A 24774-nucleotide genomic window follows, 5' to 3' on the forward strand; every position below is an offset into this window, starting at 1 on the left:
TGTGAGAAGGCATGCCGTACCCCTTTTTAATTTGCAGCGAATGCTGTATGATTTTTTAGTTAGCCTCTTTTCTTAAACATTGCAGGTTTCTAATCGTATTTAGTTTTTATACGTATTTTTAGGGGAATCTTCGAGCGATTTTATTAGAAAAGAACTCGATACCCTAAAAATAGGCGTGTATTTTACATAATACGGAAAACAACAATCTTTGTGAACACAGCCGTTAGTTGATGCAAAAATCAGCCTACCATCTATTTTCCCAAATTTCCTATAAAAATAACATGCGGAGGATATTTAAATATGCTCGATTCAATAGATAAAAACCTGCACTCATTAGATATAGATGGTTTCAGAAACGATTTAATTTCATGGTACATGCTTGAAAAGAGGGATTTACCTTGGAGAAAAGATCAAGATCCTTACAAGGTATGGGTTTCTGAAATCATGCTGCAGCAAACAAGAGTAGATACAGTGATTCCTTATTTTCTGGCGTTCACAGATAAATTCCCAACGATTGAAGCTTTGGCCAGTGCAGATGAAGAAGATGTGCTAAAAGCCTGGGAGGGATTGGGCTATTATTCAAGAGTCCGCAACTTGCATTCGGCAGTGAAAGAGGTTGTGAGCAGCTATGGTGGGATTGTACCCGACACCCCCGAGGAAATAAGCAAATTAAAAGGTGTTGGCCCGTATACAAAGGGGGCTATTTTAAGCATAGCCTATAACGTGCCAGAGCCTGCTGTAGATGGTAATGTGATGAGGGTAATGTCACGAATTCTTTCGATATGGGAGGATATTGCCAAACCTAAAACGCGCACCATTTTTGAAAAAATTCTTTATGAGGTCATCTCAAAGGAACATCCATCTGAATTTAATCAGGCATTAATGGAGCTTGGAGCCATTATTTGTACCCCACAATCACCATCATGTTTAATGTGCCCAGTCAGAGAGCATTGTCATGCATTTCATGAAGGTGTCCAGCGTGAGCTTCCTGTAAAAAGCAAAAAGAAGAAACCAAAACAGGTAACGATGGCCGCAGTTGTTTTAAAAGATAAAGAAGGTCATTATTTCATTCACAAACGTAACTCATCAGGGCTGCTTGCTAATTTATGGGAATTTCCTAACTGTGAAACATCAATCGATATCGTTTCGCAAAAAGAGCAGCTGTTAGCTTACTTGCGTGATGAATATGAAGCGGAAGCAGTACTTGAACCTCTGACAGGAACGATCCAGCACGTTTTTTCCCATTTAGTATGGAATATTTCAGTCTATACTGGCAAGCTTAATCCTGGGAGCAGCTATAAGAATCTTGTTAAAGTGACCGAAGAAGAAATGCAAAGATATGCATTCCCTGTGTCGCATCAGAAGATTTTTCAAATGTCGCTGGGGCAGACAGGAAAACGAAGCTTTTGAAAGCCTGGATACCGAGGAAACATGTTAATTTGCCCACAGAAAAAGGTTGTTTCCTCAAAGAAATTGGTGTCTACCGCAAGTTCACAGGCACCAATTCCGCATTTATTTTGAATTAGGCAGAAGGTTAAGAAATGAAAACAGAGAACCGGCCTGGTTCAGGCCGATTCATTTCAATCATAGCTTATTTTTGTCCCGTGGGTATAATCAGCTTCGTTTCGTTTTAATCCGCCGCGGGCTTCAATTTCTTCAATAATTTCACGGTGGATCGTTTGTCCTTCAGCATTCAAATAGAGCATCATTTGCTGAAGTCCATGATGAAAGTATGAAAGCTCACTATCCTTCCATTCATGGATTGACATCATGGATAATTCCGTCATATCACGGCCTACGTACATAAGTGTTCCTCCTCTGCTACTCGCTTATACTATTGTTTGATACAATGAAAACAACTATACGATTTATAGGAAATAAGGAGATGTAAAAATGAACCATGAAAAAACAGCATTAATTACTGGAAGCAGCCGCGGGATTGGAAAAGCCATTGCGATCCGTCTTGCTAAACAGGGTTATAATATTGTCATCAATTATGCAAGAAGCAAAAGCGCAGCTCTGCAAACAGCAGAAGAAATTGAAGCTCTTGGCGTAAAAACGCTCGTTGTTAAGGCGAATGTCGGAAAACCAGAAAAAATCAAAGAAATGTTCACTGAAATTGATGAAACATTTGGCCGTTTAGATATATTTGTTAACAATGCTGCGTCTGGTGTATTAAGACCCTTAATGGAGCTTGAAGAGAGCCATTGGGATTGGACGATGGATATTAACAGCAAAGCCCTCTTGTTTTGCGCACAGGAAGCTGCAAAGCGAATGGAAAAAACAGGGGGAGGATCAATTGTGAGCATCAGCTCTTTAGGTTCAATCCGTGTTCTTGAAAATTACACGACTGTCGGTGTTTCAAAGGCTGCTCTGGAATCGCTGACACGCTATTTAGCCGTTGAGCTTGCCTCTAAAAATATCGTGGTAAACGCGGTTTCAGGCGGAGCTGTCGATACGGAAGCGCTGAAGCATTTTCCAAATCGTGAAGAGCTGTTAGAAGATGCAAAACGAATGACGCCTGCAGGCCGTATGGTTGATATGGAAGACATGGTTGATGCTGTTGAATTTCTCATTTCACCACAGGCATCGATGATTAGAGGCCAGACTATTATCGTTGACGGCGGCCGTTCTCTCCTGATGTAAAAAAAATTATTAATCTTTGGATATTACTTTCATCTCCTGGACATGATAAATTTCGTGGAGGTGATAAACATGGCAAACAATCAACAACAACCAAACAAAACTCAATCTGGTACTAGCGTACAACACGTGAAACAACAAAACGCTCAAGCTTCTCAAGGTCAACAACAATTCGGAGCTGAGTTCGCTAGTGAAACAGATGCTCAACAAGTAAAAAAACAAAATCAACAAGCTGAAGCTAAGAAAAACCAAAATTCTTAATTTAAAACCGACAATAAAGACACTTCTTCCTTGTGTGAAGAAGTGTCTTTTCTACGTGTGCCAATTGATTTGGCACCACTTTTGTTTCCCCGAAAAAATCATTAATTTGAAAAATTCAGAATGCAAGTAACATAAGAAAGATTATGGCATCCGACAAAACCTCTCAATCCTCAACAGATAATGTCAAAGGAAAGACATCTATTAAGAAGAAGTAATAGGGTATCAAACCAGAAGGATTTAAGAAAGAGGTGATTTTGATTGAAAGAATTTGATCTTTTGGTCGGCAGCCAGCTTCAAACAATGGAGAAACTGTTATCCTTGCAATCAGAAATTGAGAGATGCCAGCAGGTTAAAGAGCAGCTAAACAACCTTCCATCAGAAGCTAAATGTCAGGATGTTCAGGCAGAAATTGATTATATGAAAAGCGAGCTCCGCACCATGCAAAAGGTGTTTGAAAAGCAAACGGAAGAGGTCATCCGTGTGTATCAAAAACATGAGCCAATGCATAAATAAAATGCAATAATTCTGAGTCTCCATACGTTTTGGATGGCTCTTTTATTTTCTTTTTTTACTAGCTAACGTTATAATAGTAAAAACGTATATTTGAAGATCTTTGCCCTTGTAGCATAGCGGCGATACGGAAAGTAGGGGAGTAAAATGGGATTTCCCAAGGAAGGAGATAACATACAAATTCATAGTTACAAGCATAATGGGCATATTCATCGAATTTGGGATGAAACGACAGTATTAAAGGCTAGTCAGCATTGTATAATCGGCGGAAATGATCGGACAATTGTTACGGAATCTGATGGACGAACATGGATTACCCGTGAACCTGCTATTTGTTACTTTCATACAAAGTATTGGTTTAACGTAATTGGCATGATCCGTGAAGATGGCATTTATTATTATTGCAATATCAGCTCGCCTTTTGCATGGGACGATGAAGCCCTGAAATACATAGATTATGACCTTGATGTTAAAATATTTCCTGATATGACCTATATCATATTAGATGAAGATGAATATGAATATCACCGTAAAAAAATGAATTATCCTGATGTCATCGACTTAATCTTAAAGAACAATCTTGAAAAACTGCTGCGCTGGATCAGACAGCAAAAAGGACCGTTCTCGGCAGAATTCATTGATGAGTGGTACGAACGCTATTTAACGCATGTAAAATGAATGAGATGTTACAAGAAACTTCCCGCACACTAACATTCATAGCAGACTTGGGGATATGACTCGGAAGCCTGTTTGACAAACAGGCTTTTCTCTATTGACAAGATTCAGCCGTAACCTTTAATATAATGGGCTTTTCTTGCGATTCTGATGTCTGTCGGCAAGATGCAGTGCCAGTTAGTATGAGATACTCCTCTGCGTACAAAATAGAAAAAGAAGGCTCTTTGCTGAAACATTGTTGCTCTACAATTTTATTTATTGAATGAGTATTTATACGAAAAACAACAATCTTTGCGAAGAAGCAAAAAAGAAAGGGGGAGACTAAAAGTTTGAGCTCAGTAAAACGTTACATGAAGTTTGTGAAACCTTATAAATTTCAAATTGCAGGAACCATTCTTATCGGTATTATTAAATTTTCTATTCCATTACTTACACCGCTTTTGCTTAAGTACGTTGTGGATGATATATTAGGCGGAAAAATGTCTGCCGACGAAAAAACGGCAAAGCTTCTGACGATAATGGGAATCATGTTTGCTATTTTTCTGATTATCAGACCGCCCATCGAGTATTACCGGCAGTATTTTGCACAATGGACTGGAAGCAAAATTCTATATGATATTAGAGACAGCTTGTTTACACATCTGCAAAAGCTAAGTCTCCGCTACTATGCCAACACAAGAGCAGGCGAGATCATCTCGAGAATAATAAATGATGTCGAACAAACGAAAAACTTTGTAATTACAGGGTTAATGAACGTATGGCTCGATATTTTTACAATTATTATCGCAGTCATTATTATGTTTACAATGGATATAAAGCTGACACTGGTTTCTATTGTTTTATTCCCTCTTTATGGCTTTTCTGTTAAGTACTTTTACGGTAAGCTGAGACACTTAACAAGAGTTCGATCTCAGGCGCTTGCCCAGGTTCAGGGCCATCTTCATGAACGCGTGCAGGGAATGCCGGTGATTCGCAGTTTTGCTATTGAAGATCACGAGCAGGCTGAGTTTGATAAAGAAAATCATAATTTTTTATCAAAGGCATTGGATCATACGAGCTGGAATGCTAAGACGTTTGCTGTTGTCAATACAATCACAGACGTTGCACCTCTATTAGTCATTTCATATGCTGCCTATCAGGTTATTCATGGGGATATGACTGTTGGGACAATGGTAGCATTTATTGCATATATTGATCAGCTGTATAATCCGCTCAGACGTCTGGTTACTTCATCAACAACACTGACACAGGCTCTGGCATCGATGGACCGGGTGTTTGAATTGATTGATGAGAAGTATGATATCACAGACAAACCAAATGCAATTGAAGCAGAAGCTATCAAGGGAAGCATTAAGTTTGAAGACGTTTCTTTTAAATATGGCGAGAAGGAACCGATGATTCTAGATCACGTCTCTTTAGAAGTAAAGAGAGGAGAAACGGTCGCATTAGTTGGGATGAGCGGGGGAGGCAAATCAACTTTCATCAGCTTAATTCCGCGTTTTTACGATGTTACGGAAGGACGCATCCTTCTTGATGGAATAGACATCAGAGATTACCGGGCGCAAAGTTTGAGAGATCAAATCGGCATGGTGCTGCAGGACACATTCTTATTCAGCCAGTCTGTGAAAGAAAATATCCTGATTGGAAAACCCGGAGCCTCTGACGAAGAAGTTTTTCGAGCAGCTAAAGAAGCAAACGCCCATGAATTTATTTTGGGATTCCCTGATGGCTATGACACAAAGGTCGGTGAACGGGGCGTCAAACTCTCAGGAGGGCAAAAACAGAGAATTGCGATTGCGAGAGTATTTTTAAAGAATCCTCCTATCCTTGTTTTGGATGAAGCGACGTCAGCGCTTGATTTAGAAAGTGAACATCTCATCCAGGAAGCACTTGAAAAACTGGCTGAAGATCGGACAACTTTCATTGTTGCACACCGCCTTTCGACAATCACGCATGCAGATAAAATTGTAGTGGTTGAAAACGGAAGAATAGCAGAACAGGGTACACATCATGAACTAATGAAAAAACAAGGCCATTATTATGCACTTTTCCAAATTCAGCAATTAGACTAACCATATTTTTCTATCATAATAAATGACTTTCAAAAGTGATGTTAATTCCATAATAAGTAAAAAAGAGCAGTCCTAACAGGATTGCTTCTTTTTTTTGTGTCTATTGTCATGAAGCTTCTTAACATAATCACTTTATAAAAGTAGCGAAATAAAACTAATTAGGTACAAAGGACTATTTTAATATTTAGAATTTTTAGTCTATAATTTGTACATATCAGAAAATTTAGTATTTTGAATAGTATCTTACAGAAATAACAGAAGAAAGCATAGAGGATAATCAGTCATCATATGTTTTAAGGGATGAAAAAAGAAAATCCTCACTGGGGGTGAGCGGTCTGTCTCGTGAAAAGGTATTGGAAATCAAAGATTTGAGCATCACGTTTATGCAAAACAAAGAGGAAACACGTGTTGTCGATTCAATCCGCTTTGACGTACATAAGGGCGAAGTGCTTGGGATAGTAGGAGAATCAGGATGCGGAAAAAGTGTGACATCCCTTTCGATTATGGGGCTGCTGCCTAAAAAATCGTCAAAACTTACGGGGGAAGTTCTTTTTCAAGGAAAAGATCTTTTGCAATTAAGTGAAAAATCATTGCGGAAAATGCGCGGAAACGACATTGCGATGGTGTTTCAGGAACCAATGACTTCTTTAAATCCGTTATTTAAAATAGGCAACCAGCTTGAAGAATCACTTCGCGTCCATCAGGATTTAACAAAAAAGCAAGCGAAGGAGCGGGTCATTCAAATTCTGCGGCTTGTGGGATTGCCAAGACCTGAGGAGCTTTATGATGAATATCCTCACCAGCTTTCAGGCGGAATGCGGCAGAGGGTTATGATTGCGATGGCGATGATTTGCGATCCGAAGGTATTGATTGCCGACGAGCCGACTACAGCACTCGATGTAACCATTCAAGCGCAAATTCTGAAACTGATGAAAGATCTGAACCAAAAACTTGAAACAAGCATTGTCTTTATCACACATGATCTGGGTGTTGTGGCAGAGATGTGTGACCGAGTCATGGTCATGTATGCCGGACAAGTTGTGGAAGAAGGAAGTGTCCTGGCTATCTTTAAAAACCCTAAGCATCCTTATACAAAAGGGCTGATGAAATCAGTTCCTGATATTCGAAATAAAAATGAGCGTCTGTATTCAATATCAGGACAAGTTCCAAGGCCTGGAACTGTTCAAAAGGGCTGTTTGTTTGCCGGACGCTGTGAGTACGCTATGGCTGAGTGCCTGGAGGAATCGCCTCCGCTATACAGACTTCAAAATTCGCATCAGTCAAGATGCTTTCTTGCAAGAGAGGAGGCTGTGCAGCATGACGAAGCCTTTGCTTAAAGTAGATAATCTATCAAAGCATTTTCCGATTAATGGTGGCGTGTTTGGAAGACAAGTAGGCGCAGTTAAAGCAGTAAATGATTTGTCTTTTGAAGTATATGAGGGAGAAACACTTGGGATTGTCGGAGAATCCGGGTGCGGAAAATCAACGATGGGCCGCTTGCTTCTTAAGCTCATTGAAGCAACAGAAGGCTCTGTTTCTTTTCAGGAAGAGCAGATATTAAGCAAAACTCCTAAAGAGATGAGGAAGATGAGACGAGAGCTGCAAATGGTTTTTCAGGATCCATATGCATCTCTGAACCCGAGAATGACTGTAGAGCGAATTTTAGAAGAGCCGCTCATTGTACATAAAATTGGAAACAAAGAACAGCGCAGACAAAAAGTAAAAACGATGCTCAAAATTGTAGGCCTTGATGAAGCATATGGCAAAAGATATCCGCATCAGTTCAGCGGTGGACAGCGCCAGAGAATCGGCATTGCAAGAGCACTGATGACAAACCCAAAGCTGATCATTGCAGATGAACCTGTTTCCGCGCTGGACGTTTCGATTCAATCTCAAATTCTGAATCTATTAAAAGATTTACAACAGGAATTCTCCTTAACGTATATTTTTATTTCCCATGACTTAGGGGTCGTACGTCATATCAGCGACAGATTGGGAGTCATGTATTTAGGAAGTTTAGTAGAGCTTTCTGACAGCGAGCGGGTGTATACGGATCCTAAACATCCTTATACAAAAGCACTGCTTTCAGCGGTCCCGCTTCCTGATCCGGAAGCGGTTAAAGAGCAAATCGTTTTGAAAGGGGACCTCCCAAGTCCTTCAAATCCGCCGGCGGGATGTGCTTTTCATACAAGATGCCCCGCATGCTTTGAACCTTGCAAGATAAAGAAGCCTGAGTGGACTCAGGTTGAAGAAGGTCATTATGTTGCCTGTCATTTGTATCAATAATGGCTGCAATGTGATTGATAGATTTTGAAAAATTAAATAGGGGGAAGTCATAAGTGAAAAAGAAAAGTCTATTAGTCTCTATTATGTTTGTGCTGCTTTTATCGGCAGCGTTGATGGGATGCAGTTCAAAGGGCAGCTCGTCAGATGGAAAATCAGGAGGCACAAGCGGTGAAAAGGTTCAGGATAGCCTTGTTTTTGGGCGCGGCGGTGACTCTACATCACTTGATCCAATTACAACGACAGAAGGTGAAGCGTTTAAAGTGACTGTCAACGTATTTGAAACTCTTTTGAATTACGGTGAACAGGATACAACGGTTCAGGAAGGTCTTGCTACAAAATGGGAAGTTTCTGAGGATAACCTTACGTATACGCTGACATTAAGAGAAGGCGTTAAGTTTCATGACGGCACAGATTTTAATGCTGAAGCTGTCGTCTTTAACTTTGAACGCTGGATGAATGGCGATGCAGATAAATTCCCTTACTACACAATGTTTGGCGGATTTAAAAACGATGAAGGCCATGTCATTAAAGAAGTAAAAGCTGACGGTGAAAACAAGGTTGTTTTCACATTAAAGCGTCCGCAGGCTCCATTTTTAAAGAACTTGGCGATGTCTCCATTTGGTATTGCAAGTCCTGCAGCTGTTGAAAAGCACGGAGACAAATTCAGAGAAAATCCTGTAGGAACAGGTCCATTTAAATTTGTTGAGTGGAAGCCAAACGATCGAATTGTACTTGAGAAAAATGAAGACTACTGGATGAAAGGATACCCGAAATTAAATCAGGTTATCTTTAAATCGATTCCGGAAAACTCAGCCCGCTTAAATGCATTGCAAACGGGTGAAATTGATTTAATGGATGGAGTGAATCCATCTGATACTGCATCTATTACAAGCAATAAAGATTTACAGACGTTTGAGCGTCCTTCCATGAACGTTGGTTATGTTGGCTTAACAACGAACCGCAAACCGCTTGATAATAAGCTTGTCCGTCAGGCTTTAAACCATGCAGTTGATAAACAGGCGATTATTGATTCATTCTATGGCGGTCTTGCAGAGCCTGCGAAGAATCCAATGCCTCCTTCATTAGAGGGCTATAACGATGATATTGAGCCATATCCATATGATTTGGAAAAAGCAAAAGCTCTTCTTGCTGAAGCTGGTCATCCGGATGGATTTAAAATGGAGCTTTGGGCAATGCCTGTTCCGCGTCCATATATGCCAGAAGGAATGAAAGTGGCTGAAGTTCTTAAATCAAGCTTTGCAAAAATCGGCGTTGAAGCCGAAATCAAAACGTATGACTGGGCAACTTATTTAGATAAAGCAAGCAAAGGGGAAGCAGATTCATTCATGCTTGGCTGGACTGGAGATAATGGAGATGCTGATAACTTCATTTATACTCTTTTAGACAAAGACAGCATCGGAAGCAATAATTACACGTACTACAGTAATGATGAATTGCATGACATCCTGATTGAAGCTCAATCAAATGCAGATCAAGAAAAACGCAATGAGCTTTATAAAAAAGCGCAAGAAATCATTAAAGAAGATGCACCATGGATTCCTTTAGCTCACTCTACGCCGATTTTGGCTGGCAGCAGCAGCATAACTGGATTCATGCCGCATCCTACTGGTTCAGATATCTTAACAAAGGTTGAATTTAAGTAATCATGAAGGAGGAGGACCTGTCCTCCTCCTTTTTTAGAAATATTTTGTCTAGCGCAAGCGCCTAGCTCCTCGGTCATAACGGTGATTGTTCTGCAGTCAAACCGGGACGCCACTTTTAAGCCATGCCTGTGAGGGCCTTGGCGCTTGCGCTTTCTGCTACTGCCAGAAATTATTTAAATTTAAATCTATATCTAGCTCCAGCGCCTAGCTCCTCGGTCATAACGGTGCTGCCGATGAAGTCAAAACCGGACTTCATCGGCAGCCACTTTTATGCCTTTCGGATCTGACCATGGCGCTTGCGCTTTTACATTAAGGCGAGGTGAAAGAATGGTTTCATATACAGTCAGAAGAATTGGATTGCTCATACCCGTTTTGATTGGGATGACACTTGTGGTTTTTTCCATAATCAGAGCCATTCCGGGAAACCCGGCACAGGTCATTCTCGGTCAGCGGGCAACACAGGAAGCAATCGAAAAATTAACGCATCAGCTTGGGCTGGATCAGCCTTGGTACATACAATATTTTGATTATGTCGGAGGTTTGCTGACAGGAGATCTAGGTCAATCCATTCGAACAGGAGCTCAAATCAGCCAGGAGATGATTCCTTATTTGGCAGCGACGATGGAATTAACGATGTTTGCGATGATTATTGCGATTGTGGTTGGAATAAATGCCGGAATCATCAGTGCCTGGTTTCGAAATTCATGGTTCGATTATCTTGCGATGGTTATTGCTTTAATAGGCGTGTCGATGCCGATATTCTGGCTTGGCTTAATGGAGCAATATGTTTTTTCGATTCAGCTGGGCTGGCTGCCTACAACAGGAAGGGAAGAAATTCGCAATCCGGTTGATTCCATCACAAATCTTTATTTGCTGGACACTCTGCTGCAGGGGAGATTTGATCAATTTACGGAAGTGCTGAAACATATTATTTTGCCGGGGGTTGCTTTGGCCACTATTCCTATGGCGATTATCGCCAGGATTACACGTTCAACAATGATTGAAGCGATGGAGTCTGATTTCATCCGAACAGCCCGTGCGAAGGGACTTCATATGTTCTGGGTTGTATACAAACATGCATTGAAAAATGCCATTATTCCGATTTTAACCATTATTGGTCTTCAGACAGGATTATTGCTTGGCGGAGCGATTTTAACGGAAACAATTTTCGGCTGGCCGGGGATGGGCAGATATATCTTTGATGCCATCAGTTCACGCGATTATCCTGTTATCCAATCCGGAATCCTGATTATCGCCACTATATTCGTCTTTATTAACCTAATTGTGGATATCTTATATGCAGCAATTGATCCTAGAATTAAATACTAAGAAGAGGGGAGACAGCTATGTCATTACCAACATTACAAGAACAGCAGGCAGCGGTGATCAAGCGAGAGAAAATCGTAACGCCTTTTCAGCAAAAAATGCGAATCTTTTTACAGAATAAACTGGCTATCGCAGGAAGCGTTCTCGTCCTCTTCTTTGTACTTGCTGCAATCGCTGCTCCAGCTATTGCCCCGCAGGGTATAGATGAACAGGAGCTGACAAAGAGATTATTGCCGCCCTCATCTGAGCATTGGTTTGGAACAGATGATTTTGGACGAGACATCTTTTCAAGGGTCTTATTTGGAGCAAGAATTTCCTTGTGGGTCGGATTTTTCTCTGTTCTTGGATCTGCAGTAGCAGGAACGCTGCTTGGCATCCTGGCAGGTTATTATGGCCGATGGGTTGATACAATCATTTCAAGGATTTTTGATATTATGCTTGCTTTCCCAAGTATTTTGCTTGCCATCGCTATCGTTGCGATCTTAGGTCCATCTTTGCAAAATGCCCTGATTGCGATTGCGGTCATTAACATTCCTAACTTTGGAAGGCTGATTCGTGCAAAGGTATTAAGCGTGAAGGAAGAAGAATATATCTTTGCTGCCAAAGCAGTTGGGACGAGCGATACGAGAATACTGCTTGTGCATTTGCTTCCTAATAGTCTTTCGCCAATTATTGTACAAGCTTCCCTTGCTATTGCAACAGCCATCATTGAAGCAGCGGCTCTCGGATTCCTGGGACTGGGTGCACAAGCGCCAAATCCTGAGTGGGGAAAAATGCTCGCAGATTCAAAGCAATATTTAGTTCAGGCACCATGGACGCTGTTCTTTCCGGGACTTGCAATCATGCTGACGGTCCTTGGCTTTAACTTAATGGGCGATGGTCTGCGTGATGCACTTGATCCTAAAGGAAAGCATTAGAAACGTGAAAAACATGCAAAAAAAAACCAGCTGCCAAATACGGTCAGCTGGTTTCTTCTTGTTCATTTATTTGAAGTTCGTTCTCGTCTTTATGATAGTTATGGAAACTATTAATTAATGTATCTAAATGCTCCAGCTGCTCGCTGTAGTCAATAATGACTGCAATAAGGGGAAGCAAGTGGTAGAAGCATTCCTGATTAATATAGCCGCCTTTGCCTTTCATGAACGTGTCCACAAGCTCCCGCTTGTTAAACTGACCTTCTTTAATTAACTCGGTTGAAGCATGCGGCTTAATCTTACCGATGAATTTGAGCAGGCTTCTTTCATGAAAATCGATCAGATAATCTAATTCATTCGCCAGGATCTCCTGGAAATCATCTGGCAGGTGATGAAGCTCATTTTCGAGTCTGTGGAGTTTCTTGAGTGTGTCAAGCGACCGATTCGTTGTAACCAGCATTTGTCTGAATAGCACGAGCTTTCGCGATTTAGCATAGATATTTCTTTTAAAATATGCGCGCTCTTCCTTATAAAGCAGAAAAAGATGATCAAGTTTAATCATTTTATCTTTTATTTTCTCAATATCAGTTTTCAGTTCACTGTAGTCGGAAACTTGCCTCATGTTAATGCGTATCCATTTAATGATTTCTTCCGTATTAGCTACAATCCGGTAATAGAGCTTTGTTTCATACTTAGGCGGGATGAAGATTAAATTAACAATGAATGCCGATAAAACGCCAAGCATAACAGTTCCAAACCTGATTAGTGAGAACTCAATGAAATCTTCACCTGGACTTTCCAAAATTGCGATAACCGTAACGATGGAGACGGGTATCGTGTTTTCTATTTTGATTTTTAAATTAATGGCAATGACAATAATGGCAGTTAAGCCGATAACAAACGGATGGGGACCAAAAATCAGCCCGAACAGAATTGCAAACGCTGCTCCGATAATATTTGCCTGTACTTGCTCAATAACGGTTAAATAAGAGCGATATATAGTTGGCTGTATTGCAAAAATGGCTGCGATACCTGCAAAAGCAGGAGATGGTATTTGCAATAATGTAGCCAAATATAAAGCAAGCGTAATGGCAATCCCCGTTTTTATAATGCGGGCACCAAGTTTCATGGGGTGTGTATGAACATTCCCTTCTTTACTGATAGTTAGTAAATAATTAATGACTATACAATGTTTAAAGGAATTATTCAAGTTACTTTTCGAAAAAAAAATAACACCTGATGAAGCAGGTGTTATTTCGAAAAAATATTTACTCCGTTGAAACAGATGGATCTGCCTGTTCTTTAACAGGGACGAGCTGAATAAAGTTGCTCTTTAAATCTTTTAATAGAGGTTTTAATTCTTCAGCTTCATCATTTTGGCCATGTCGCAGAAGAGCTTCAATATAAGTTGAGAGTAATTCAGATACATCGCTCTGACCGTTCGCATTAAGAGGTGAAATCTCAATTTTCGCTCCTTTTGCAACTCGTCGTTCTAAAGCCTGCTTTGTTAATCCTAGCTCAGGCTGATGTCTGACATAAACGACGCCTCCAGTCATACCTGCGCAAATCCATGGGCCAGGATCGCCAAGAACTAAGCCTCTTCCATTTGTCATGTACTCAAATGCAAATCCTTTAATATTGGCGTTTACTCCAATATTGCCTTTCTCATTTGCAGGAATTGGCTTATCAATTTTGCCGCCAATAATCATATCTGCTCCTGAGAGGCGAATTCCAGCACGTGCATCTGCGTTTCCTTGAACTAAAAGTAATCCGCTCTGCGCACCATAGCCAAATCCTTTCCCTACAGAACCATTATAATACTTGCCGTCAGTTCCTTTGGATTTGAAGACTTGAATGGTTCCGCCGAAAGATGTTTTCCCTGTGCCATCCTGCGCTCCGCCTTCAACACGGATATTAATGCCGCTGGAATTGTATGCTCCAAGACCGTTGCCTGGTATTGAACCTTCTTTATAATAAAGCTCAACATCATCTAACTTTTTATAAGAGCCATCCAGACGTCCGCGTACTCGGTGACAGGAAACGCGGCTTCCAAGAATACGCTGTTCAGATGTAACACTTGAGAATTCTCTTGAATCATGAAGTTCATTGTCATCATAATCTAAATACTCTGCTCCAGCTGCAACAGCCAAACGTTTGCTTTCCAAGCTTGCTGCCACTTCTTTATGAGACAGATTTTGAATATCCAATGTTTCGAGCAAGAGTGATAAGTCCATTTCTTCCTTGCCGCGTGTTTGTTCCAGTAAATCAGATCTTCCGACTAAGTCCTGGAGATTTGCAGATCCGAGTGACGCTGTCAGTTCCTGCAATTCTGCTCCAAAAGCAGTGAACATATTAACAAGCCCCTGAACAGCAGGATCATACTTTCTTGGAACAAAGCGTCTTAAACCGTGCTCTTTTGCCTGTGCTTCAGATTCTATTTGAGTAGCGATTCCAACATGACATGTGTCTAAATGACAGCCTCGGCATGTTGTACAGCCAATTGCAATCATCGATAATGTTCCAAAACCAACCCGATTAGCTCCAAGAAGAATAACTTTCACGACATCAAGTGCACTTTTGATTCCGCCATCAGCCCACAGCTCAACTTTTTGACGGAGACCGGCTTCAAGCAATGCGTTGTGAGCTGCCTTTACACCGATTTCTACCGGCAGGCCAACGTGCTGAAGGGCATGAATACGCGCAGCACCAGTACCGCCGTCAAATCCGCTTAACGTGATGATGTCGGCTCCAGCTTTGGCAATTCCGACTGCAATCGTACCGATGTTAGGAACGACAGGAACTTTTACAGAAACTTTTGCTTGATCATTAGCTGTTTTAAGTTCAGAAATCATTTGCGCCAAATCTTCAATTGAGTAGATATCATGATTATTTGACGGAGAGATGAGATCTGAGCCGATTGTGGCATTCCTGGATTCAGCGATTTTTGCTGTTACTTTTGATCCCGGCAAGTGACCGCCTTCACCAGGTTTTGCTCCTTGGCCGATTTTGATTTCAAGCAAGTTCGAAGAGTTTAGTAACTCTGCATTTACCCCAAATCTTCCTGATGCAATTTGCTGCCCGCGTGTGCGCGGATATTTTCCGAGCATATCTTTAATTTCTCCGCCTTCACCGTTCAGGCTCACCATATTTAATTGTTCAGCAGCTTCAGCATATGCACGGAAAGCTACTTCGTTTTGTGAACCGAAAGACATGGAAGCAATGACAAATGGAAGACTATGCTCACCGACTCCGATATTGACTTTTTCTTTTGGTATAGAAGATTTCGCTGTCTTTAAGTCTGTTAAATGACGAATTGTAATCGGATTGCTTTCTTCCTGTTCGGAAAGCTTCTCGCGATAGCCATCATAGCTGCCTGTTTTTGCAACATCACCAATTGCTTTCCAGATTCTAGGGAAGATGTGGAACGTTTTGCTCGGACGCGCTTTTTCATTTTCAAAGTCCTGGCTTCGTTCAAGGGCATCTGATTTCAGACTTTCAAAATTATATTTTAGAGAACTTGAGCCTAAAAAGTTCACGATGTTAAGCTCTTTCTCAATTTCTTCATTTAAACCGATAGCAGAGAAAAGTCTTCCATATCCTCTAAGTTCATGAATGCCGATTGTGGAAATGACTTTCTCAAGTCCTTTATTTAATGACTCATATAGGTTAATAGCTGGTTTTGCAGTATCGTCTTCAGCAACTGTTGCAAATAGAATAAAAGGACTGATTAAATTTGCTCCAAGACCGTAAGCAATCATAATGTCATGCAAAGATCTGATGGCTCCCGATCTGAGAACGATCGAACAATTTCTTCTTATGCTTGATTGCACCAATGCCTGGTCAATGGCAGATGTGATAAGGTGCGGATCAATCCACAGATTTCCATTTTGATGTGCTTCCTGATCATCGAGAACCAGTAAAACTGCCCCTTCATTTACAGCTTGAATAGCTTCTAATTTGAGACGGTCCAAAGCATCTTTTAAATTTTCATTCTCAGTATAAACAGCAGATAATACATACAGCTGTTTTTCTTTAGAAAACGCATCAATCACTTCTTCATATGGCAGCTGTCCAATTTGTTCTGTTGCCATAATGCCAAGCTTGCCTTCCAGTAAAAGAGGGGATGGCAGTTCAATCATAGCGGTTTTTTCATGTTCCTCTGTTAATGAAGGACGTTTGCCGATAACAGACCGAATTGAGAAATGCTCTGATTCACGATCACGGTCAATTGCCGGATTTGTAACAACAGCAACACTTTCTTTAATAAAGTCAGCGATGTTTTTCCGGTCTGGATGGATCGCTGCAAGAGGACCGTCATGACCGAGCGAGCGAATAGGCTCGGCTCCTTTTTCAGCCATTTGCTCAAGCAGCTGAATATGCTCGCGATCCCAGCCGAAAGCAGCGTAATGCCCATTATGAACTTTGAAAATAGGTGATGCTGAGCATTTGCCTTTGCTGACAGGGTGAGCCAATCTTTTGCGGTAGCCGTCGATATCTGTTCTGCTTGAAAACCTTTTGTAGACTTCCTCTTGAAAAGAAGGGTACTCAAACAGTTCAATAGCATCCTTGTTCCATTTAAGGCCAAGCTTCTCGCCAGGTCCAAGCGGTTTAGGCTCGCCTGCATAAAGAGAAGTCGGAATGATTCCAGGTTCAGATGCAAAGATATAAGAAGATTCAGACTCTACTTTCCATAATGGTCTAAGTCCGAGAGCATCAACACTGAAAACCGCTTCATCTGCAAATCTCGAGATAATGCCTGCAGGCCCTTGTGCAAAATGGCCCCATGCCTCTCGAATGTACGTATATAAGTCCTGAAGGTGATCAGGATATGCTTTGATTTCATTAATAATAGGAGGAAAAAGAACATCCAGTGCTTCAAACAGGCTATAGCCGTCTCTTGCAACCAATGTTTCAATCGTCCTGTTTAAATCTTGAGAATCACTTCCGCCGTCAGTAAGCGGAACATTCATCATTCTTGCCTCGTCACGGAGCTTTGCAATTGTGTTGATTTCACCGTTATGACCTAACAGGCTAAATGGCTGCACACGAAAAAAAGTAGATAGTGTATTGGTAGAATACCTGTTATGTCCGAGTGTCATTGTAGATGCAGCTAGAGGATTAGCCAGATCATGATAAAACTTCGGCAGAACATCTCCTGCGCCCATAACCTTGTATACGGCAGCATGCTGACTGAGTGATGCGACATGAACATTGAGGTTTTTCTCAATCTTAATCGTCAGCTCAAATAGATCCTTATTAAGTGCATTATGATTGCCGGCTGGAATCATGGCAAATTGCCAAAAGAGAGGTTCTTCTTGCAGGGCGATTGGTCCTAGTGCAGATGATGTTGTAACTTTGTCTGTTTCGAAAACAAGTTCGAAATTCTTTTCAAATAGAAGGTTTTTGATTTCTTTTTTCAATTTATCAGGGCTTTCGTTTTTAGACAAAAAGAGGTGTCCGACGATAAAATCGTCACGCTCGGCTAATTGCTGATCAAGCTTTGCGTCTGCAAGCTTCTGCTTCCACAGGGCTCTTGGAATATCGATATGAATGCCGACACCGTCTCCTTCGCCGTTTATAAATCCGGCGCGGTGATTCATCGTAATCAATGCATCTATACATAAATCAATGTTTTCTTTAGTCGGCACGTTCCGTTTTTCGATGACTGATACGATGCCGCAAGCGTCATGCTCTGCGTTGTAATATTCCTTAAACTTACTTGGGCTCCAATTTTCCTTCATAAAAGCGGCTTGAAAGGGGAATGTGTTCCCGCTTATAGCCTTCACCTCCCGATAAAATATGAATCTATTAAATGAAATATAGATTGCGATGTGAGATTTAATAACAAAATTTTCAGAAATGTAATACTTATCATATCATTTAGATAAAAATAATTCAATTATTTATGCATGATTTTGGTTGGCTCATACAGGATCAGAAGAGTGTAAATTTCATAAAACCATTAAAAGGGTTTAAATGTAAACGTTTTCAATAATGTTGCACAAAAGAAAAAAACAGGGATAAAAATCCCTGTTTGAATAAAATGTATATTTATGCATTTTGCAGAGTCTTGAATGAACGCTCCACAGCCAGCAATGTTTGCTGAATATCATCTTCTGTATGCGCAGTTGTCAGGAACCACGCTTCATATTTAGATGGGGCAAGATTTATGCCTTCATTCAGCATCAGTTTAAAGAATTTAGCGAACATTTCTCCATCTGTTCTTTCCGCCTGCTCATAATTCACGACCTTCTCAGTCGTAAAGTAGACCGTTAACGCGCCTTTTAAACGATTCATTGTAATCGGAATGTGATAGGTTTCTGCGTGTTTTTGAATGCCTTCCTCAAGCATGCGTCCAAGTTTATCAAGATTTTCATAAACGTTTTCCTCTTGAAGGACTTCAAGGCATGCGATTCCTGATAGGATGGAAGCTGGATTCCCGGCCATAGTGCCAGCCTGATAAGCAGGACCAAGCGGTGCAACCTGCTCCATAATTTCTTTTTTGCCGCCGTATGCGCCGATCGGCAGCCCGCCGCCGATAATTTTTCCGAGTGCTGTTAAGTCGGGTGTTACACCGAGAAGATCCTGCGCTCCGCCATACATGAAGCGAAAAGCAGTGATGACTTCATCGTAAATAACGAGAGCCCCTGCGCCATGTGTCAGTTCATTTACTGCTTCTAAGAACCCTGGGAAAGGTTCTACAATTCCGAAATTCCCTACAATTGGCTCTACAAGGACGGCTGCAATTTCATCTCCCCATTTTTCCAGTGCTTCTTTAAACGGTTCAATATCATTGAAAGGAACAGTAATGACTTCTTTAGCAATGCTTTTTGGCACGCCGGCAGAGTCAGGTGTTCCAAGTGTAGATGGTCCGGATCCCGCTGCGACTAGCACAAGATCGGAATGACCATGATAACAGCCTGCGAATTTAATGATTTTATCCCGTCCAGTATAGGCTCTTGCTACACGTATCGTCGTCATTACCGCTTCGGTGCCGGAGTTGACGAAGCGAACCTTATCCATTGCCGGCATTGCTTCTTTCAGCATTTTTGCAAATTTAACCTCATGCGGAGTTGGAGTTCCAAATAAAACGCCATCCTCTGCTGCTTTTTGGATTGCCTTTGTAATATGGGGGTGGGCATGTCCTGTAATAATGGGACCGTATGCTGCAAGGTAATCAATATATTTGTTCCCGTCAACATCCCAGAAATAAGCTCCTTTTGCTCTTTCCATGACGACAGGTGATCCGCCGCCGACCGCTTTATAAGAACGTGAGGGACTGTTAACCCCTCCTACAATATGCTGCAATGCTTCTTCGTGAAGCTCTTCAGATCTAGTGAATTTCATAATTGCCTCCTGAAAAAATTTCTATAATCTATTCTAGCATGTATGAACAGGATGAAAAACTTTTGAGTCTTGCATTGAGCGACAGGGCAGGGATAAATAGAAGATATAATCTATTTGGAGTTCAAACAATGATCAATAAATTTAAGCTGTTTTCACATTGATTGTTGTTTTTGGTTATTCATTGTACCCGTGGATTTCCGCTGCAGACACTTGCTTTCCGCTGTGAGGGATGGGAGCCTCATCGGCTATGCCTGTGGGGTCTCCCATACCCCCTCTATTTCCCTCAGGAGTCAAGTGCCTTCTGCTACAATCCACTAAAGGTTTTAACCATTTCTCTAAAAGCAACAAACTTTCCGAAAAGAGCCTAAAATTTAAGACGAACCGAATATAACGATCCTTCTTGTATATATTGTACCAATACATGTTTTGGACATGGGGTGCTGCGCTTATATGGGAGGGTTATTTGCTATAGCTGTATCACTGTGTTTGCTGATGAGCTTTAAAATATTCATCCGCACTTTTTCAGAACGCAATTTTTTATCAGTAGATACTCTGTTAATTGTTGTGTTTTTATATCTTTCTATCTTAATTGGGTTTAGTATGATGTTCTTAATTTTAGATTCCAGCGGGTTTGAGGTCCTTGTTGATAATGGTGCTATTATGGAAGGAAGCTATTTGGAGCGCTTGCATACCTGTCTCTATTTTAGTGCAGTCACCTTATTTTCCTTAGGCTATGGGGATGTCATTCCCATCGGATTTGGCAGGCTGCTCGCGGTAGCTGAGGCACTGATAGGGTATGTGCTGCCTGCCGTTTTTGTGGCAAGAACAATATGGGGCATTGAAAAAGGGTCATAAGTTGTATCATTCTTCATAATTGGGTAGTCTTAATAGAAATGCAAAATATGCGGAGGATGATACAGATGACCGTTCAAATAGGACAAACTGCACCGGATTTTGAATTGCTTGCAGATAATGGAGAAAAAGTGAAGCTGTCAGATTACAAAGGAAAGCATGTCGTTCTTTATTTTTATCCAAAAGATATGACACCAGGATGCACGACACAGGCATGTGATTTCAGAGATCAGCATGAAAGCTTTGAGGAACTTGATGCCGTCATCCTTGGAGTCAGTACAGATCCACAAACAAAGCATGAAAAATTCAAAGCCAAATACAATCTTCCTTTCCTATTATTAGTTGACGAAGATCACGCAGCAGCTGAAAAATACGGCGTTTGGAAGCAGAAGAAAAACTTCGGAAAAGAATATATGGGCGTTGAACGCTCGACCTTCCTAATTAACAAGGATGGGGAGCTTGTGAAAGAATGGAGAAAAGTCAAAGTAAAAGGCCATGTTGAAGAAGCTCTTCAATATTTAAAAGAGAATTTAGCTTAGAGGATCTTTTTTTTTTAGAACTGGATCAAACGTCCAGACAGAAATAAACATCGCTGAGTATGCTGTAGAGAAGGCATAACCTCCTCATTAGTTAGCGCAATAGTGTGCAGAGACCCTAATCTCTGCCTTTTTTTATTGTATAGGAAATTATAAAAGGAAATAGGTTGTGGATAATAAAATAAAGTTATCTGCGTCCAGCTGCGGCGCCTAACTCCTCGGTCAGGATCTGCCATGCCTGCGCTTTTGTTCATTTTGTTAAAATAGAAATAAAAAAGAAACGGGGATTCTGATTATGAAGATTTTATCAACTGTAAAACTGCCTGCCTATTTAAAAGAAGAATTAGAAAAGGAGTTCCCTGAAGACCATTTTACCTTTGACAAAAAAATCAATAAGGTTCAGAAAGAAATAGCAGAGACTGAAGTGATTTTGACTTATGGTGAAGATTTATCAGCTGAAATAATTGGGCAAGCTAAAAAGTTAAAATGGGTGATGGTTGCTTCTGCTGGCATGGATAAACTGCCATTTGAAGCTTTAATAGATAAAAATGTATTAGTAACAAATGCTAAAGGTGTGCATAAGATTCCGATGGCTGAATATACAATATCAATGATGCTTCAGATTTCGAGGGAATCACAGCAATTGGCTGCAAATCAGCAAGCACGAAAATGGGATCGCAGAGTTCAAATGCATGAACTGCACGGGAAAACGATTTTTATTTTAGGGGCAGGTGCTATCGGAACTGAAATTGCACGGCTGTCAAAAGCATTTGGCATGAAAACGATTGGAATGAACACATCGGGCAGAAGTGTGGAGTTTTTCGATGAAATACATATATTCTCAAGATTAGAAGAAGGAATGAAAAAAGCAGACTTCGTTGTTTCTGTCCTGCCTAGTACAAAAGATACAAAAGAATTACTGGATTATAAGACGTTTCAATGGATGAAACCGGATAGCATCTTTATTAATATCGGCCGCGGAGACGCTGTTTGTGAATCAGATCTAGTGAAAGCTTTAAATGAGGGAATTGTAAAACATGCAGTGCTTGATGTATTTGCGGAGGAACCTCTTAAAGAAGATCACCCTTTCTGGGGCATGGAAAATGTCACGGTTACTCCTCATTTATCAGGAATTACGAAAAACTACCTGCCAAGAGCTATGGATATCTTTAAAAGAAACTTAGTGTTTTATAAGGATGGCAGCCATTCATCTATGGAAAATGTCATTAAGCTAGAGCAAGGCTACTGATTACTTGTTCTTACAAATTACTTGTTCTTACAAAAAAACTCTTTAAATCACGTATTTATCTTATGCAGGAAGCTTAACCCTAATTGACAAAAGTCCCAGTCACAATGTACACTATTTATAAATATTATAAAGTAAGAATGTTTTTCAGGAAAGAGGTGCATAGCGGATGTCTGAACATCAGTTAAAAGAAGCACTTGACACGCTGAAGCAGACAGGAGTGCGCATCACTCCCCAGCGTCATGCCATTTTAGAATACCTTATTCAATCTATGACTCACCCTACAGCTGATGATATTTATAAATCCTTGGAAAGCAAATTTCCAAATATGAGCGTTGCGACGGTCTATAACAATTTGCGGGTTTTCCGTGAAGTCGGCCTGGTCAAAGAATTAACGTATGGAGATGCATCCAGCCGTTTTGATTTTGTGACAACGGAACACTATCATGTTATTTGTGAAAAATGCGGAAAGATAGTAGATTTTCATTATCCAGGGCTGGATGAGGTTGAACATCTTGCTTCTCACGTGACAGGCTTCAATGTAAGTCACCACCGCATGGAGATTTACGGAGTATGCAATACTTGCGAAAAGAAAGAAACTCATTAATCAGACTGAATGGCTTAAAAAGCATTCAGTCTTTTCTTTATAAAATAAAAGGCGGGGTGCAAATACTGCACTCCGCCTTTTACTTTACTGTTTTCCGATTGTATTTTTCATCAAAGTCTTTACCCTCAAGATCCGGATCAAGCGTCAACGGTTCATTGCAATACATGCACATATCTACCCGGCCCAATACCTTCGTTGTTTTTCCGCATGAAGGGCATGTCACTTGAACGGCCTTCGTAGAGAGCATCCCAATCCAGAAGTAGACAACCGTGCTTCCTACTATTGATAATAAACCAAGCATCATGAAAATGGTCATGATAATCGGTGAAGTTCTAAAGAAGATACCTATGTACATAATAAAAAATCCGATAAAGATTAAGCTTAAAGCAAATGTGCGGATTTTATTAATCTTACTAGAATATTTCGCAGCCATTGTTTCAACCTCCTAAATACCAATATAGCACAAATGTAAGGGATTTCGCAGAAATATACAATGTCCCAAAAAAATAAAATCAGCAGGAATTCTTAGAAAATAATAGATTCTCACTTCTTGTTAACTTATAATTTTGAAGTGCTGTATTGGAAAGGGATTTTAGTACCTTTGTAGAATTCTGATATATATAGTCATAAACTAAATGGGGGAATAGCCATGGAAAATCTTCTCCGTCCTATTTATCAAGAGAGAGCAAGTCATCCAGACACCTTAGCAATCGTCATGATTGAAAAAAGAAACCAAACATCACCGCTTACAGATAATTTGGATGTAGCGCTGCTTGTCATTGTAAAAGAAGCAAAGCAGCCTGTGTATATTAAACATTATGAATTTGATAATCAAAAGGCCTCACTGAATATTGTTACAGATGAGCAGATTCAGGAATGGATTTTGCTTGGAACAAATCGCAGAATCGTTGAGTGGATTTTAAATGGAAAAGTTCTATTTGACCGAAATGAATACCTTAGCCAGCTTGTTGACCGCTTAAAAGCATTTCCTTTCTCGGAACGCAGATTAAAAATCGGCCTTGAGTACGGAAAGCTAATTAGAAGATACTTAGAAGGAAAAGTATTTTTTGAATCAAAACAGTTTTTAGATGCGTATAATCATATTGTTCATGCTCTGCATCATTTAGCAAGGCTTGAGGTCATCGATCACGGATTTTATCCAGAGGTAACGGTGTGGAATCAAGTGAGACAGATGGAGCCCCAAGTATACAAACTCTATAAAGAACTAGTTGAAAGTGAAGAATCATTAGAAAAAAGACTCGAGCTGCTCTTTTTGGCAAGTGATTTTCTGATCCATTCCAAATCAGAAATTGGAGCCGGCCACCTATTAGGCATTCTTTCAGAAAAAGAAGTGTGGCATTATGCGGAACTGCTCGAGCACTCAGAAGCAAAGCATTATTCTGTCGATTTAAGTGTACTATTAGAGTTTTTGGTGGATAAAGACTTTGTTGAAGTTGTTAAGATAGAAACAAAGGGACAGCGAATTTTTCACCGCGGATATTCTGTAACAAAAAAGTATTGACTTTGTATTTATGCGATGATATATTAATAAGCGTCGCTGCTGAAGCGAGTTCAATAATGACGGCGCAGACAGCGACTTTCTCTAAAAAAACTTCTTAAAAAGATGTTGACACAAAAACATCAAAATGTTATATTAAGAAGGTCGCTTCAAGAGCGAATATGATCTTTGAAAACTAAACAAAACCAAAAGCGTACCAAACGTTTTAAATTTTTGAAGTCAGCAACAAATTGAGTCACAAATTTTCTTCGGAGAGTTTGATCCTGGCTCAGGACGAACGCTGGCGGCGTGCCTAATACATGCAAGTCGAGCGGAC

Annotated in this window: 21 protein-coding genes and 1 rRNA gene (1 of these 22 only partly in view); 17 read left to right on the forward strand and 5 right to left on the reverse strand. The window is 40.5% G+C overall.

Annotated elements, in window-relative coordinates:
• Positions 1-300 precede the first annotated feature (300 nt).
• Positions 301-1410 carry an A/G-specific adenine glycosylase gene (mutY, locus tag CYJ36_RS18470; protein ID WP_101568726.1) on the forward strand — a complete coding sequence of 370 codons (1110 nt, stop codon included), beginning with the start codon at positions 301-303 and terminating at the stop codon, positions 1408-1410.
• Positions 1411-1580: 170 nt separating this feature from the next.
• Here mutY and CYJ36_RS18475 read toward each other — a convergent pair whose 3' ends face one another.
• Positions 1581-1805, reverse strand: coding sequence for a hypothetical protein (locus CYJ36_RS18475; RefSeq protein ID WP_101568727.1), 225 nt, complete (start codon positions 1803-1805; stop codon positions 1581-1583).
• A gap of 88 nt (positions 1806-1893) precedes the next feature.
• On the opposite strand from CYJ36_RS18475, the gene fabL reads away from it, so the two are divergent.
• The 10 genes from fabL to CYJ36_RS18525 all read left to right on the forward strand — a co-directional run bounded on the left by fabL (position 1894) and on the right by CYJ36_RS18525 (position 12354).
• Positions 1894-2646 carry an enoyl-[acyl-carrier-protein] reductase FabL gene (gene fabL / locus CYJ36_RS18480; protein WP_101568728.1) on the forward strand — a complete coding sequence of 251 codons (753 nt, stop codon included), beginning with the start codon at positions 1894-1896 and terminating at the stop codon, positions 2644-2646.
• 69 nt (positions 2647-2715) lie between these two features.
• Positions 2716-2904, forward strand: coding sequence for a gamma-type small acid-soluble spore protein (locus CYJ36_RS18485; protein WP_101568729.1), 189 nt, complete (start codon positions 2716-2718; stop codon positions 2902-2904).
• 258 nt (positions 2905-3162) lie between these two features.
• Positions 3163-3417 carry a YgaB family protein gene (locus tag CYJ36_RS18490; protein WP_101568730.1) on the forward strand — a complete coding sequence of 85 codons (255 nt, stop codon included), beginning with the start codon at positions 3163-3165 and terminating at the stop codon, positions 3415-3417.
• A 144-nt stretch (positions 3418-3561) separates the two neighbouring features.
• On the forward strand, positions 3562-4092 hold the full coding sequence (gene ntdP / locus CYJ36_RS18495) for a nucleoside tri-diphosphate phosphatase (protein ID WP_101568731.1): 531 nt from the start codon (positions 3562-3564) through the stop codon (positions 4090-4092).
• Between the two features lie 347 nt (positions 4093-4439).
• Positions 4440-6161, forward strand: a complete 1722-nt coding sequence (locus tag CYJ36_RS18500) for an ABC transporter ATP-binding protein (RefSeq protein ID WP_180850456.1) — start codon at positions 4440-4442, stop codon at positions 6159-6161.
• A 335-nt stretch (positions 6162-6496) separates the two neighbouring features.
• Positions 6497-7498, forward strand: coding sequence for an ABC transporter ATP-binding protein (locus tag CYJ36_RS18505; protein ID WP_101568765.1), 1002 nt, complete (start codon positions 6497-6499; stop codon positions 7496-7498).
• The gene (locus tag CYJ36_RS18510) at positions 7479-8447 is read left to right on the forward strand and encodes an ABC transporter ATP-binding protein (RefSeq protein WP_101568733.1); all 969 of its coding nucleotides are present in this window, start codon (positions 7479-7481) and stop codon (positions 8445-8447) included. Before CYJ36_RS18505 ends, CYJ36_RS18510 begins: the two co-directional genes overlap by 20 nt.
• Positions 8448-8500: 53 nt before the next feature.
• Positions 8501-10111, forward strand: coding sequence for an ABC transporter substrate-binding protein (locus CYJ36_RS18515; protein WP_101568734.1), 1611 nt, complete (start codon positions 8501-8503; stop codon positions 10109-10111).
• A 327-nt stretch (positions 10112-10438) separates the two neighbouring features.
• The gene (locus CYJ36_RS18520) at positions 10439-11440 is read left to right on the forward strand and encodes an ABC transporter permease (RefSeq protein WP_101568735.1); all 1002 of its coding nucleotides are present in this window, start codon (positions 10439-10441) and stop codon (positions 11438-11440) included.
• 17 nt (positions 11441-11457) lie between these two features.
• Positions 11458-12354: an ABC transporter permease gene (locus CYJ36_RS18525; protein ID WP_101568736.1), complete on the forward strand. Its 897-nt coding sequence runs from the start codon at positions 11458-11460 to the stop codon at positions 12352-12354.
• Between the two features lie 43 nt (positions 12355-12397).
• Here CYJ36_RS18525 and CYJ36_RS18530 read toward each other — a convergent pair whose 3' ends face one another.
• The 3 genes from CYJ36_RS18530 to CYJ36_RS18540 form a co-directional block, all read right to left on the reverse strand.
• Complete coding sequence (locus tag CYJ36_RS18530) at positions 12398-13480, reverse strand: aromatic acid exporter family protein (protein ID WP_101568737.1); 1083 nt, start codon at positions 13478-13480, stop codon at positions 12398-12400.
• Positions 13481-13619: 139 nt separating this feature from the next.
• Positions 13620-18092: a glutamate synthase-related protein gene (locus CYJ36_RS18535; protein ID WP_101568738.1), complete on the reverse strand. Its 4473-nt coding sequence runs from the start codon at positions 18090-18092 to the stop codon at positions 13620-13622.
• A gap of 310 nt (positions 18093-18402) precedes the next feature.
• A complete protein-coding gene (locus CYJ36_RS18540; RefSeq protein WP_101568739.1) occupies positions 18403-19698 on the reverse strand; it encodes a glutamate-1-semialdehyde 2,1-aminomutase in 1296 nt (431 codons plus the stop codon).
• A gap of 492 nt (positions 19699-20190) precedes the next feature.
• Between CYJ36_RS18540 and CYJ36_RS18545 the strand changes: the two genes are divergently transcribed.
• The 4 genes from CYJ36_RS18545 to perR all read left to right on the forward strand — a co-directional run bounded on the left by CYJ36_RS18545 (position 20191) and on the right by perR (position 22939).
• Positions 20191-20553, forward strand: coding sequence for an ion channel (locus tag CYJ36_RS18545; RefSeq protein ID WP_219621123.1), 363 nt, complete (start codon positions 20191-20193; stop codon positions 20551-20553).
• 65 nt (positions 20554-20618) lie between these two features.
• Entirely contained in the window at positions 20619-21089 is a 471-nt protein-coding gene (bcp, locus tag CYJ36_RS18550) for a thioredoxin-dependent thiol peroxidase (RefSeq protein ID WP_101568741.1), read from the forward strand.
• 292 nt (positions 21090-21381) lie between these two features.
• Positions 21382-22335, forward strand: coding sequence for a D-2-hydroxyacid dehydrogenase (locus CYJ36_RS18555; RefSeq protein WP_101568742.1), 954 nt, complete (start codon positions 21382-21384; stop codon positions 22333-22335).
• Between the two features lie 166 nt (positions 22336-22501).
• On the forward strand, positions 22502-22939 hold the full coding sequence (gene perR / locus CYJ36_RS18560) for a peroxide-responsive transcriptional repressor PerR (RefSeq protein ID WP_101568743.1): 438 nt from the start codon (positions 22502-22504) through the stop codon (positions 22937-22939).
• Positions 22940-23018: 79 nt separating this feature from the next.
• Here the strand turns inward: perR and CYJ36_RS18565 are convergent, their stop codons facing one another.
• Positions 23019-23372, reverse strand: coding sequence for a YgzB family protein (locus tag CYJ36_RS18565; protein ID WP_101568744.1), 354 nt, complete (start codon positions 23370-23372; stop codon positions 23019-23021).
• A 216-nt stretch (positions 23373-23588) separates the two neighbouring features.
• On the opposite strand from CYJ36_RS18565, the gene CYJ36_RS18570 reads away from it, so the two are divergent.
• Both CYJ36_RS18570 and CYJ36_RS18575 read left to right on the forward strand, forming a co-directional pair.
• A complete protein-coding gene (locus tag CYJ36_RS18570) occupies positions 23589-24461 on the forward strand; it encodes a nucleotidyltransferase-like protein (RefSeq protein WP_101568745.1) in 873 nt (290 codons plus the stop codon).
• A 242-nt stretch (positions 24462-24703) separates the two neighbouring features.
• Positions 24704-24774: ribosomal RNA gene (locus CYJ36_RS18575) — 16S ribosomal RNA — on the forward strand (it continues 1667 nt past the right edge of the window).

Source organism: Bacillus sp. UMB0893 (genome assembly GCF_002858905.1).
Lineage (GTDB): Bacteria > Bacillota > Bacilli > Bacillales > Bacillaceae > Bacillus_P.